The sequence below is a fragment of the Photobacterium piscicola genome (assembly GCF_900166965.1).
Lineage (GTDB): Bacteria > Pseudomonadota > Gammaproteobacteria > Enterobacterales > Vibrionaceae > Photobacterium > Photobacterium piscicola.
Genome location: NZ_FUZI01000005.1, coordinates 219276 through 233490, shown reverse-complemented (window position 1 = coordinate 233490; position 14215 = coordinate 219276). Strand labels below are relative to the sequence as shown.

The following is a 14215-nucleotide window of genomic DNA, read 5'->3' as shown; positions in this document are numbered from 1 at the left end:
CGCTATTTAATGATGTTATTTTTATTTGAAATAGCATCATTAAATACTATTGAGCAAAGGTTAAGGCTGTGGCGCGACAACAAGGGTTTACCTTAATTGAATTGGTGATGGTGATTATTGTATTGGCGATTATTTCCGTCACTGCAGCTAGTCGCTATGCTTCTAAGTCAAGTTTTAGCGCTGAGCTAATGCGTGATCAAGCGATTACCATTGCGCGTCAAATTCAAATTAGCGCCATGCAGCAACAGCAATTAGCATGCGCTACCTTGACTATTACCGAATCGTTATTTGGTTGTACGACTCAACAAAACCCCACAAATTATCTTACGACAGCACACGATCAGGTCACGATCACCCCGAACTATTTTTTTGGTTTTAATTTACTCGGTCAGCCATTTAATCCACAAAGTGAGCGTCAGTGTATGACGGGATCAGGTTGTGAGATCACCTTTACGGCTAATAATAATCAGGCGAAAATGTGTATTAATCCGCAAGGTTACATTCATACTGGGGCTTGCTTATGAAACGTTTTGTTCATCACTGTCAACGTGGATTTACACTGATTGAAATGATCATCACATTGGTTATTTTTGCTGTTGCGATGGTTGTTTTAAGCCGATTTTTATTTCCACAAATTACTCTATCAGCCCAATCTCATTACCAAGCACGTGCAGCGGCACTTGCTAATGCAATGATGACGGAAATTTTATCGCGTAAATTTGATATAAATAGTGATGATAATGGTGAGCAGATCCGTTGTGATGATACTCAGGATTTGCAAGGAAAGGCGATTACAAACCCGTGTGTTTTAGATTTAAAACCTAATTATGAACGGCAGCAGTTTATTACGGTTGATGATTATATCGGTTGTTGGCAGGGAAAATCAGCAGTATGTGAGGACGGTAATGGCGTGGCGTTAAGTAATGCCGTTGGTGATTCAATTGCCGCCGATTACAGTCATTTTACGGTGACAATAGCTGTTTTTTACGATAGCAGCTTAACGAATACTCCTGACTCTCTGTCGGCTATTGCGGCTACTCCGCATAATTATAAGCGTATTAATATGGTGGTTGATAGTGGTCGTTATGGGCGTTATCAGTTTGCTGCTTATCGAGGTAATTATTAATGTTATTAGGGCGATCGCAAGGATTTACCTTAATTGAATTAGTGATGGTGATAGTGGTGATGAGCATTATTACGCTGGGTATTGGCCGCTTTGTGAGTTTGGGTACTGAAGGTTATTTACACACTCGTGATCGTGAACAATTACAATCTCAAGCGCGATTTGCCGTTGAACGTTTAACGCGAGAATTACGTAATGCCGTCCCCAATAGTCTGCAACTTACTGCTGATGGACAATGCTTATCGTTTAGGCCCATTCAATACAGTGGTGATTATAGTAATCCAACCTTAACTGACATTACTACCATTACCGCTTTTATGACACAGACAACAGCTCCCCAATTTCAAGTGGGGATGATGGTGGCTATTAACCCACATAAATGGCTCGATTTTGAATCAGGTAGTGAGCAGATTGCTACGGTAACCGCGATAAATAAAGGAACAGCGGCTAATCAATGGTTATTTGAACTTGATGGGCAATATCGTTTTGCGAGTGGTTCATTGGCATCACGTTTTTATACTTATATTCAAACTGTACGCTTTTGTATTGAAAATAATAGCCTGACACGCACTGTGATTGACAACATGGGTACTGAGTCAGCAGCCATTATATTAGCTCAATATATTGATGGAAGTTTGTCTTTATTTGAATTGGATCATGCCGCCCTTGCACGCAGTGCCTTAGTTGCGTGGCAATTTACCTTTATTCGTAATGGTGAATCGAGCCGCTATGACCATACTGTACAGGTGATGAATGCGCCGTAAATCTTCTGTTTCATTAATCTCACAATCTGGTAGTGCTTTGGTTGTCGCAATTTTTATTATTACAGTCATGTCGATGATGGCTGCCGCGATGATCAAAATAAATGCATCTCAAGTCGTTACAACAACGCAAGAAGTATTGGGTACTCGCGCATGGTTCGTTGCGCATAGCGGTATTGAAATTAGCTTAAATGCCTTATTTCCGATTGGAAATCCTCAGCAAATGTTGGCTTGTGAGGATGTACCGACTCAAATTTCGTTGGTAGATTTTGATGGCTGTAAGGTTGCTATTGAGTGTGATGAGTATGGCGCAGAGACAACTCGTCGTATTCAATTACGCAGTATCGGTCGCTGTGGTAGTGGTCAATATCAAGTTGTTCGCCAGCAACAAGTATGGGTTAAAGGACTAGCGCGATGACACTTATTTCAAAACTTATAATTTGGCTATGGGCTGCTTTATTCGCAACTTTTGCAGTGAACGCTACAGCATCAAATCAGACGAACTATTGTGAATATTTTCCGCAAGTTGCACAGTCGCATTCAAAAACAAAATTAGATGGTCAATTAATAAGGATGGGATTTCAATATCCCTATTTTAAATCTGAAAATAATAAAAAATATCAATTAGGTTTTAACCATTTTATTGATCAAGGAGGAGATAGAGATAAATCATGTCAAAATCTATCAAGTCAATGGGCCTGTGAAGTGGACTCGAGCTTGATAGTCAGATCTAAACAAATGCCAATAATGCCTACTTATAATATTCCGTCGAGTGATATTGTATGTAGTGATCCAGAATTAGAGCAATATCGCGATCAATGTATTGAGAGTTATGGCGATAATAATATTTTAATGTTACCGCCTGGGAATTATTTAAAAGTTGAATTAGGTTCAAAAACTCGAACTCAATTACAAGGCGGTATCTATAAAATAAAACAATTATTGGTGATGCAAGGCGCCAATATTACGGTAGCAAAAGGCCAGCAAGCAATTGTTTATGTCGAACAAGCAGCGTTAAGTGGAAATGTTAATAAGGGCGGTTCGCCTGATGAACTGTATATATTTGGTACTAATGATGATGCGAATTCTTTTGTTTCTGATGTTGAAATAAAAGCCTCAATTAACTTATCCAGTACGGTTGAGATGGTGGGTTATTTGTATTCTGCCGGCAATATTAATATCTCTGCAAATTATGGTAATAAGGTGGATATTGCCGATCGGCCTCAAACCTTACGTGGCGCAGTAACGGCGCGTAATTTACGAATTGATACCGACAGTAATATTTGGGCGGGGGGATCTTGTGTGCAAGAGAAAGAATATGATTTGGTTATTACCCCTGAAAAAGCACAGATATTAAGTTGTGATCGTTTACCGGTAACGTTTAATGTTCATCAAAAAAATAATCATCAGATAGACACGACGTATAACGGTAATATTGTCGTATCGACGAGTTTAAGTAAGCCCACTCTTGCCTCTTGGTTTTTGTCTGAAAATGATAATACTAACGCTAATGATGCCTCAGAGCTCATTAATGTGAGGGTAATTAATGGCGTTGCTAGGTTATGGTTAAAAAGTGAAAACCATATTGGAAATATTAATGTTAGTGGGTTTTTACGACAAAATACGAGCGTATTAGCGACAGCTATAGGGCAATATACTGTTGTGCCTTTTAAGTTTGAAATCAGTCGTACCCCTTTAAAAATAATCGCTAATAAGCCTTATGACATTACTGTAAAAGCAATGGCTTGTGCTGATGACAAAAACAGTAATACGGTCGCGAAAGGCTACAGTGGTATTAGATCATTATCATTGGAAACTCAATTTATAGCACCCGCGACTCAAGCTAATAGCAAGATTGAATTACGCGCGAATCCTCAACGCTCCTGGTCCACAGATGAGGCGCAGTTAGTGTTTAAAAAAGGGATAGCTCTGGGGCAGTTAAGGTATTCAGATGCAGGTAAAGTCGTGCTGAATATTATCGATCGTGATTGTAATCGTGAGCAAGGCTGTGACATTGGAACATCCGTAAAATTTCAAGCTGATGATTGGACTCAATTAGATGGCTCGGTGATGATTCACTCTCGACCGTGGACCTTTGCGATGTGCCCTCAAACAGGAGCTAGTTTTGAAGGTACTATCAATAGTGGCAATGGTTTGGGAGCGGCTGGTGATGGGTTTGTTGTTCGAGCGAAACCCTTACAATGGCAAGCTGGTGATATTCACGAAAAGGCGGCGATCATTGATGTTAATCAAGATCAATATTGCCAGCGACCGATTACGGCTAACTTTTTTGCTCAAGACGCGCCAGTTGCAACAATAACCGCTAAAATAGCAGGGATTGCAACGCCAAAAAATGGCGTTAAAGGTGAATTAAGTGGGCGCACTTATCAAAAAAATAATCAATTTCATGACACTACCGCACTGCTGTTTACGGATTTACGGTGGAGTGAAGTGGGAAGCGTGAAGCTAGCCATGACTTCCTCGAATTATCTCGGTATGACAATAAACCCCAGTCAGCGTGCCATTGGACGTTTTTATCCAAAACAATTGGTGATTAAAGACAGTAGTATCATCAATGCTCATACTGAATCATCCCCATTTACTTATATGGATCAAGCCTTCAACGTCAATGCGACCATTGAAGCACAAAATGCAGCGGGTAAACCGACACGTAATTACGGTGCATTTGATTCGACATTGAAAGAAAATTTGCAGTTAACTGCGGTTGATCTTCATGTGAAAAACAGTCCCAATGATCTCAGTTTACGGCTTGATCAATCTAATTTAGTGGATGGTTGGCAGCATGACTGGCAACAAGCACAATTAACCATTACCGATGGTGAGCTGACGTTCAAGCGTTTACCTCAAAACGGTAATCATTCAGCAGCAGTGATAACGACTGCTGATGGTCCGTTTACGGTGGGGCTTGGATTATCAGTGCAATCTCGTTCAGAATGCTCGACATTGGGGTGTACAGATTTTGCGGATAAGACGCAGTTATTACAACGCTATAATCAACCACAACAATTAACTACACCACTTAATGGTTCGGTTGATAGCCGCTATGGTCGTATGGTATTAGAAAATGTGAATGGCGTATTTGATCAGCCGTTAACGATGCCACTTAAAGTGGAGTATTGGAATGGCCATCAATTTGAAGTGAATAGCGATGATAGTGGTTCACGATTTAATAGTGAGTGGTCATGCAAACACATTATCTATACCTCAAAGCCACATCAGCAAGCCCATTTAGGGATGATTGCCAGCAACGTCTTACGAGGTGAGAATTATTCTTTAAAGGCATTACCGGCACTCGAAGAAAATGACACTTATTTAAAACAACAACTTCGTTTTTGGGTAAGAATTGCCGCTCAGCCAGCAATGAATATTGGGTGTACGACGACTAAAACGACCAATCAACCATGGTTAACATTTAACTGGCGTGGGATTGGCGACGAGGATCCATCAGGGTTGGTGACCTTTGGCAGCTATCGAGGTAATGATAGAATCATTTATCGAGCTGAAAAAGGTCTCAATCAACCCATCGAGTAAATAAATTGCGTGTCTGGACGTAGTTTAGCGATCCATATCTTGTTTCACTAAGGTGCACTTGATACATTGAGCGCAATTTACGATTTTTTAACGCTTGCAGGAATAGCTGAAGACTATGTTTAAGAAGCTTCGTGGCATGTTTTCCAATGACTTGTCTATTGACTTGGGCACTGCCAACACCCTTATTTATGTCAAAGGACAAGGAATTGTTCTTGATGAACCCTCTGTTGTGGCTATTCGTCAAGATCGCGCGGGGGCAACCAAAAGTGTTGCTGCAGTAGGCCATGATGCCAAATTAATGCTTGGCCGTACGCCAGGTAATATTGCCGCGATTCGTCCAATGAAAGATGGCGTTATTGCCGATTTTTACGTGACTGAAAAAATGTTGCAGCACTTTATTAAACAAGTGCATGACAATAGCTTTTTACGTCCAAGTCCACGAGTATTAGTGGCTGTGCCTTGTGGTTCAACTCAAGTTGAACGCCGTGCTATTCGTGAATCAGCGCAAGGTGCTGGTGCGCGTGAAGTTTACCTTATTGATGAACCAATGGCGGCGGCAATTGGTGCTGGTATGCCAGTATCTGAAGCAACGGGCTCAATGGTGATCGATATCGGCGGTGGTACTACTGAAGTTGCGGTTATATCATTAAACGGTGTGGTGTATTCATCATCTGTTCGTATTGGTGGTGATCGCTTTGATGAAGCGATTATTAACTATGTACGTCGTAACTACGGCAGCTTGATTGGTGAAGCAACCGCTGAGCGTATTAAGCACGAAATTGGTTCGGCTTATCCTGGTGATGAAGTCCGTGAAATTGAAGTCCGTGGCCGTAACCTTGCTGAAGGTGTTCCACGTAGCTTTACGTTGAACTCCAATGAAATTTTAGAAGCATTACAAGAGCCGTTAACGGGGATTGTATCTGCGGTTATGGTTGCGCTTGAGCAATGTCCTCCAGAGTTAGCGTCTGATATTTCAGAGCGTGGCATGGTATTAACTGGTGGTGGTGCATTATTACGCGATCTTGATCGTCTTCTTACTGAAGAAACAGGTATTCCTGTTGTTGTGGCAGAAGATCCATTAACGTGTGTAGCTCGTGGGGGCGGTAAAGCGCTTGAAATGATCGATATGCATGGTGGCGATCTCTTCAGCGAAGAATAAGACCATCATAGGATCCTAATTAAACAGGTTATAGTGTTATATGAAACCTATATTTGGCAGAGGTCCATCTCTGCAATTACGCCTGTTTCTTGCCATATTATTATCGGCTAGCTTAATGCTAGCCGATAGTCGTCTTGGTGCTTTTGCCAATATTCGTTATTTATTGAATTCGGCGGTCGCACCGCTGCAATATGCGGCAAACTTACCGCGTGAAATGTTAGATGTCCTGCGTGGGCAATTCAGTTCTCATCAACGACTATTGACTGAAAATAAAGCATTAAAACGTGATTTATTAGTCATGAAAAGTAATGTGTTATTACTCGATCAATTACAGCAAGAAAACCAGCGTTTAAGAGATTTACTCGGCTCTCCATTTGTGCGTGATGAACGTAAAATGGTCGCTGAAGTAATGGCGGTTGACTCTGATCCTTATAGTTATCAAGTGATGATAAATAAAGGCCGTGTCGATGGCGTTTATGAAGGCCAACCGGTGATCAATGATAAAGGTATTGTCGGCCAAGTGTCTTATGTTGGCGCGCATAATAGTCGCGTGTTATTGCTCATTGATCCTACTAATGCAATTCCAGTCCAGGTAGTGCGTAATGATATTCGTGTTATTGCCACTGGTGGTGGACGTAACCATCAGATTTTATTAGAACATGTACCAAGTAGTACCGATATTAAAAAGGGTGATCTACTGGTGAGCTCTGGCTTAGGTGGACGTTATCCTGAAGGCTATCCTGTGGCGCGAGTGACATCATTTACCTTTGATAATAAACGTCCATTTGCGCAAATTACAGCCAAGACCACAGTCCAGTTTGATCGTTTGCGTTATTTGTTATTGGTATGGCCAACTGATCGCACAAAAATGAAAGATCAAACGGCGGTAACTGCTGACGGTGCGCCAATAGCAACTGCGGTGACACCCGTTAATACAACGGATCCTGTGACACTGACCGCCCCTGCCGTAAACCTAACGGAGCCTGCGGTACCAGCGCCAAGGAAGGTAAATAATGCCAACGAATAAAGCACATGGTCGAATTTGGATTTGGCTGTCATTTCTATTTGCATTGGTGTTACAAGCCGTACCGTGGCCGGGAGAGTTAGAACCGTTTCGACCATCATGGGTTGTGCTTGTGACGTGTTATTGGGTGTTAGCATTACCGCATCGCGTTAATGTTGGTACTGCGTTAGTCGTCGGTCTACTGTGGGATTTAACCTTAGGTTCAACGTTGGGTGTACGCGGCTTAATGTTGTCTGTGATTGCTTATATTATTGCGCTTAATTTTAGAGTCTTACGTAATTTATCATTATGGCAGCAAGCAATTGTGATAGCGTTATTGTCATTGGCAGCTAAATTAATTGAATTCTGGGCGGAATATTTAGTTTCAAATATTAGTTTTTATCCACAGCAATTCTTTGCCGTGCTATTAAACTTTATATTATGGCCGTGGTTATTCTTATTATTACGTCGAATTCGACGTAAATTCGTTATTCGTTAGTTATTATTAATATTATAGGGGGAGCCAATTGGTGTCCCCCTTTGCTCTTTTGGTGCAATTATTTAACAATTATTGCTGATCAACATATTATTTAAAAAGGATAATTATGATGTCTATTCAACTTTATCTCGCCTCTGGTTCGCCACGTCGAATGGAGCTTTTAACCCAACTTGGTTATAACTTTGAACGGGTGGTGGTAGATGTTGAAGAATGTCATCAAGCTCAAGAAACAGCCGCCCAATATGTTCAACGCTTATCACGTGATAAAGCTTTTGCTGGTGTAAAAGCGGCGAATAATGACATCCCAGTACTGGGGGCTGATACAATTGTTGTAGTAGATCAACAAATTCTAGAAAAACCTGTCGATTTTGAGGATGCTGCGCGTATGCTGAGGTTATTATCAGGACGGCAACATCAAGTCATGACAGCTATCACCTTAGCGACACAATCGCATAGCCAAACCTGTTTAGTTACCACTCAAGTGTGGTTTAAAACTCTGTCTGATAACGATATTAAAAAATACTGGCAAAGTGGTGAACCGCAAGACAAAGCCGGAAGCTATGGTATTCAGGGCATAGGTGGCAAATTTATTACCCGTATCGACGGCAGCTATTACGCTGTGATGGGGTTACCGTTAGTGGAAACCGACATCATGGTACAAGATTTTTTAAAATTATAAGTAGAGGCAACCATGGGCACTGAGCTGCTAATAAATGTGACGCCGAGTGAAACACGGGTCGCAATGATTGAAGGGGGTGTTTTGCAAGAGATTCACATTGAACGTGAATCAAAGCGAGGCATCGTCGGCAATATTTATAAAGGACGTGTTAGTCGCGTTTTACCGGGAATGCAGGCTGCATTTGTTGATATCGGTTTAGATAAAGCGGCTTTTTTACATGCATCAGACATTGTTCCTCACACTGAATGTGTGGCGGAAAATGAAAAAAAACAATTTAAAGTGCGCGATATCTCAGAGTTGGTCCGTCAAGGCCAAGACATCGTAGTCCAAGTGGTTAAAGATCCTCTAGGAACGAAAGGGGCGCGTTTAACCACCGATATTACGTTACCATCGCGTTATTTAGTGTTTATGCCAGGTGCAAGTCATGTTGGTGTATCACAACGGATTGCGTGTGAAAAAGAACGTGATCGATTGAAGAAAGCAGTGTCACAGCATTGTGATCATCTTGGTGGGTTTATTATTCGCACCGCTGCAGAAGGCGCTGATCCGGATGAAGTTGCACAAGATGCGGCATTCCTTAAGCATTTATGGCGTAAGGTCATCGAGCGTCGAGCGAAATACAAACCTCGTTCAATGTTATATGGTGAGCTTGGATTAGCGCAGCGTATTTTACGTGATTTTGTCGGCACTGAAATTAACCATATTCAGGTCGATTCGCGAGTGGCGTTTGATAAACTCAAAGAATTTACTGATGAGTTTGTGCCTGAGGTTACCGAAAATATTGAATATTATTCAGGTGATCAGCCTATCTTTGATCTTTATGACACCGAAGCTGAAATTCAACGTTCGCTTGATCGCAAAGTAGAAATGAAATCGGGTGGTTATTTGATCATTGATCAAACGGAGGCCATGACCACTATTGATATTAATACTGGTGCATTTGTTGGTCGTCGCAATCTGGATGAAACCATTTTCAATACCAATATCGAAGCAACGAAAGCCATTGCACGCCAATTACGATTACGTAATTTAGGTGGTATTATTATTATCGATTTTATTGATATGGCACTAGAAGAGCACCAACGTCGCGTATTGCAAGCGTTAGAGCAGGCATTATCATTTGATCGCGTTAAAACCAATATCAATGGCTTTACCCAGTTAGGGTTAGTCGAAATGACCCGTAAGCGTACCCGTGAGAGTATTGAGCATGTACTATGCAATACTTGTCCGTCTTGTGAAGGTCGCGGTACGGTTAAAACAGTTGAGAGTGTGTGCTACGAAATTTTACGTGAAATCACCCGTGTTAATCGTGCCTATGATGCTGATCGGTTTGTGGTTTATGTCTCATCGGCTGTCGGTGATGCTTTAGCGGGTGATGAATACCATGCGCTTGCTGAGCTGGAAGTGTTTATTGGTAAACAAGTGAAAATTAAACCAGAGCCTCTTTATACTCAAGAGCAGTTTGATGTAGTTATGATGTAACATATTAATGAGGAAGTAATAGTGCCGAAAATACTCGTACGTCTTGTACGCGGTGGGTTATGGTTGATAGTGATTGTAGCGTTATTATTAGCATCATTAGTCACTAGTCTAAGGTTACTGCTTCCTCATCTTAATGATTACCGCCAGCCGATAGCCCATTGGGTATCACAGCAGGCGGATATTTCCCTACAATTAGCACATATTGATGGACGTTGGCAAGCTGCTGGGCCAGCTATCACATTAACGGGCGTTACCGTTGCAGCTCAACCACATTCTCAACCATTGGCTAATATTGGTCAGGTTTCATTTTATTTTGATATTTGGCATTCAGCATTGCACTTGCGGCCTATTTTTAAGCAAGTCGCTATTGGTCAGGTTGATCTTGATCTTACCAAAATAAAGTCATCTTCACCGGCGACTAATGTAGCCGATGTCAGCTTAGCTCAGCGTTTAGAACAGCTGTTTTTTACACGCTTAGGTCAGTTCCAACTCCTCGATTCATCGGTGTCTTTTATTGCTCCATCCGGCGCTCAACAACAACTGAACATTAAACAACTTGATTGGGCTAATATTGATGGTCGACATCTGGCGCAAGGCAGTATTAATTTTGCCAATACAGATTTAGGACAATTGGCCGTTAAAGCCAATATTTCAGAACAAGGTGGGCTTGATAGTCTGTCTGGTACGTTATATATCAAAGGTAAGCATGTATCAGTAACCCCGTGGTTGAACAAGCAATTGGCTGGCGTGGCAAACATTACCGATAGCGAAATAGGGGTTGAAGCATGGCTAACCCTCAATAACGGTCAGATTATGACAGGTAAAGCTAAAGTTGATAACAGCATTATTGATTGGCAAGCGGGTAATCAACAACATCAGATTAAAATTAAACAGGGGCTGGTGGCGTTAAGACCGATTCGACTGGCGGATGGTTCAAGCACATGGCGTATTGATACTGAACAATTTGTTATTTATACCGATGATGTCGTATGGCCAACGTTTGATATTGCGGGCCAATTACGTTTTGGTGAGCATGATCAGCTAAAACAATGGAAATTAGCCTTAAGTAATATTGCGTTACAGCGACTATTACCCTTAATTAATTTCTTACCGCCAACCAATAAGCTGGTCAATGCGGTACAGCATCTTAAACCAAGTGGGTTGTTAACACATATTCGGGTTGCGGGTGAAGCAAATGAAGTTCCGCGTTTTTCGTTTAAGGTGCAGCAGTTAAGTGTCAAACCATGGCAATGGGTTCCTGGTATTAATCATTTAAATGCCACCATTGCAGGAAATGGTCACCAAGGTAAGATCTCACTGAATGTGGCGGCAGATAGCTTTGCTTATGATCGTGTGTTTTCGAAGCCTTTAAAAATAAATCAAGCTCAGGTGCAGGCGTATTGGCATCGAAATGGACACCAAACAACGGTATGGAGTGATCGACTTGCCGTGGCAACGCCGGATTTAACCTTTGCCGGTCAAGCTCGCGTTGATATTCCCACGACTGGCTCGCCATGGTTATCATTATTTGGTGAAGCTAATGTGGTTGATGCGGGTCAAACTTGGCGTTATTTACCTCGCCCTGCGCTGGGGGATCGCTTAACTAACTATTTAGCCTCTGCAATTAAAGGCGGCAAGGTTAAGTCAGCCCGTATTTTATGGTATGGCGCTCTTAATGCATTTCCATATCAGCATCATGATGGTGTTTTTCAAGCTTTTGTGCCGTTAACACAGGCGAAATTTAGTTTTGATCCTGCATGGCCTTTACTGCGTGATCTTCAACTTAAGTTGTTATTTGAAAATGACAAAATGTATCTTGATGCGAATCATGTCAAAACCTTAGATGCGAGCAGTTCTAAAGTGGTTGGGGAGGCAGATTTAGCCCCTAATGGTCGGCTTAAACTAGCGATAGATCTTGCTGCTACAGGGCCACAAGTTCATCAATATATGTTGAATAGCCCCTTAGCAACGTCTGTTGGTAGTGCACTGACGACCATCGATGTGACCGGCCCTGTTACTGCCAAGCTTAATTTGGATATTCCATTTGATAGTAACAATGTCGGTGCTAGCGGTAAGGTGTATTTTAACCATAACCCGATTACATTGAAGACCCCTCATTTAGCCATTGAAAATGTTAACGGTAGCTTAAGTTTTAATAATAGTGCCATTAAAGCGCAACGGCTGACGGGGATGTTATACCAGCAACCGATCACCTTTGGGTTTGATGGTAATAACGTTAAAAATTCGGCTGATTATAAAGTTAATGTCAGTGTTGGTGGGCAATGGCAATTGGCTAAGTTACACGATTATTTACCCGCAACTTTATTAGATAACCTAAGTGGTAGTAGTGATTGGCACGGTTTGGTTGGGGTTGATATTAAGCCTCAAGGTTTTAGTTATACAGTGGGTGTTAAGGTGCCATTAACTGATGTTAGTAGCCAATTGCCTTACCCATTACAGCAACGAAAACATACCGCATCAGCGCTTACGGTAAAAGTTGAGGGTGATAAAAATCAATTAAAGGTTAATGCAGATCTGCCAAATGTTGCTTATCAAGGTCAGATTTCGTTGTTGGCATCAGTGCCTAAGATTACCGCTAGTAATCTGACTATTGGCATTAAAAAGTTATTAACGCCGCCACTGCAAGGTCAGCTTGTGCAGATTAATAGTCGCGCGCTGAATGCAGATCAATGGTTAGCTGTCGTGAAAAAATTGCGTGATAGTCATACAGGATCATCTGTTACTGCGAGTAGCCCTGCTTTTTCAGTACCATTGCCGACACGAGTGATGGCTAAAATTGGTCAATTAACCTTAGGCGGGCTTAACTGGCATCAGGTTGATACTGTTGCAACGCATGCTCGTGGGTGGTCAATTAAGTTAGCGTCACAAGAAGCGAGTGGTTATATCTCATGGATAAAAAATCAGCCACTAAATGTTATTTTAAAATCGTTACACCTTAATCTTCCTCAATTAAATCAGCAACCGCCCGCGGAATTATTAAGCCCTATCTTAACGGCAAAACCACAATCAACTGTAGTTACCGCGAACGATAGCAGCATTATGGCGGCCATACCTGCGATAGATTTATCGATTGCTGATGCTTGGTTACAAGGCTACCGGTTGGGATCTGTTACCGCGAACGTAATTAAACATAACCAGCAACTACAATTACAACAGTTTAAGATTCAATCGGGAAATGTGAAATTAACGGCTTCGGGTGATTGGAGCATACGCGACCATCAAAATCACACTAAACTTGATGCTGTTATTAGTGGCACTAACAGTACCGATTTACTTGATCGGTTTGGCATTTCCGGTGGTGTACAAAATGCGCCATTTAATACTCATGTCATCGTTAACTGGCAAGGTACGCCTTGGGGGATTGATCGTACAACATTAAATGGTACGGTGAAGACGGACATTGGTAAAGGTATCGTCAGTGGTGTTGGTGGTGCAGGACGTCTCTTAGGTTTATTTAGTCTTGATTCAATTATTCGAAAAATGAAACTCGATTTTTCAGGGGTATTTGATAATGGCTTAGCCTTTAATTATATTCGTGGTAACGGCACCATTAAAGACGGTATTTTCGATAGTAATAATATTAAGATGCAGGCGTTAGCTGGCGATATGTATATCAACGGTAAAGTGAGCCTGATTGATGAAAAGGTAAATGCTAACGTTAAATTTATTCCTGATTTCACCTCGGGATTACCTGTGATGACCGCATTTGCAGTGGCACCACAAGTCGCATTGTATGTGTTTGCAATATCAACCGTATTGTCACCCGTATTAGATGTTATTACTCAAGTAAATTACCAAGTTACAGGGCCAATAGCATCGCCAAAGGTTGTCGAGCGTTCTCGTCTGGAAGGTGAATATAAAATCCCAGAGAGTAATAATTTTAAAGAGTAAGTGCTTTTAAGAACAAGCGTGTTTAAGTTGTGCTTGTCACGAGCG

11 protein-coding genes are annotated in these 14215 nt (G+C 41.6%); all 11 read left to right on the top strand.

Translation table 11 applies throughout. The annotated features are described in order from the left end of the window. Positions 1-68 precede the first annotated feature (68 nt). On the top strand, positions 69-524 hold the full coding sequence (locus CZ809_RS14915) for a type II secretion system protein (RefSeq protein ID WP_080158364.1): 456 nt from the start codon (positions 69-71) through the stop codon (positions 522-524). Beyond that, positions 521-1126, top strand: coding sequence for a type IV pilus modification PilV family protein (locus tag CZ809_RS14910; protein ID WP_080158363.1), 606 nt, complete (start codon positions 521-523; stop codon positions 1124-1126). Before CZ809_RS14915 ends, CZ809_RS14910 begins: the two co-directional genes overlap by 4 nt. Then, positions 1126-1887: a PilW family protein gene (locus CZ809_RS14905; protein ID WP_080158362.1), complete on the top strand. Its 762-nt coding sequence runs from the start codon at positions 1126-1128 to the stop codon at positions 1885-1887. Before CZ809_RS14910 ends, CZ809_RS14905 begins: the two co-directional genes overlap by 1 nt. Next, positions 1877-2302 carry a hypothetical protein gene (locus tag CZ809_RS14900; RefSeq protein WP_080158361.1) on the top strand — a complete coding sequence of 142 codons (426 nt, stop codon included), beginning with the start codon at positions 1877-1879 and terminating at the stop codon, positions 2300-2302. The genes CZ809_RS14905 and CZ809_RS14900 overlap by 11 nt, the downstream gene beginning before the upstream one ends. A gap of 299 nt (positions 2303-2601) precedes the next feature. Continuing rightward, positions 2602-5436 (top strand): DUF6701 domain-containing protein, encoded by a 2835-nt coding sequence (locus CZ809_RS14895; RefSeq protein ID WP_144396198.1) that lies wholly within the window; start codon positions 2602-2604, stop codon positions 5434-5436. A gap of 115 nt (positions 5437-5551) precedes the next feature. Next, complete coding sequence (gene mreB, locus CZ809_RS14890) at positions 5552-6595, top strand: rod shape-determining protein MreB (protein WP_036793121.1); 1044 nt, start codon at positions 5552-5554, stop codon at positions 6593-6595. A gap of 40 nt (positions 6596-6635) precedes the next feature. Beyond that, a complete protein-coding gene (gene mreC / locus CZ809_RS14885) occupies positions 6636-7622 on the top strand; it encodes a rod shape-determining protein MreC (protein WP_080158359.1) in 987 nt (328 codons plus the stop codon). Next, entirely contained in the window at positions 7609-8097 is a 489-nt protein-coding gene (mreD, locus tag CZ809_RS14880; protein WP_080158358.1) for a rod shape-determining protein MreD, read from the top strand. The genes mreC and mreD overlap by 14 nt, the downstream gene beginning before the upstream one ends. Before the next feature lie 109 nt (positions 8098-8206). Further along, a complete protein-coding gene (locus CZ809_RS14875) occupies positions 8207-8776 on the top strand; it encodes a Maf family protein (RefSeq protein WP_210434290.1) in 570 nt (189 codons plus the stop codon). A gap of 12 nt (positions 8777-8788) precedes the next feature. Further along, positions 8789-10258, top strand: a complete 1470-nt coding sequence (gene rng / locus CZ809_RS14870; protein ID WP_080158356.1) for a ribonuclease G — start codon at positions 8789-8791, stop codon at positions 10256-10258. Positions 10259-10279: 21 nt separating this feature from the next. After that, the gene (locus tag CZ809_RS14865) at positions 10280-14170 is read left to right on the top strand and encodes a YhdP family protein (RefSeq protein WP_080158355.1); all 3891 of its coding nucleotides are present in this window, start codon (positions 10280-10282) and stop codon (positions 14168-14170) included. Positions 14171-14215: the final 45 nt, after the last annotated feature.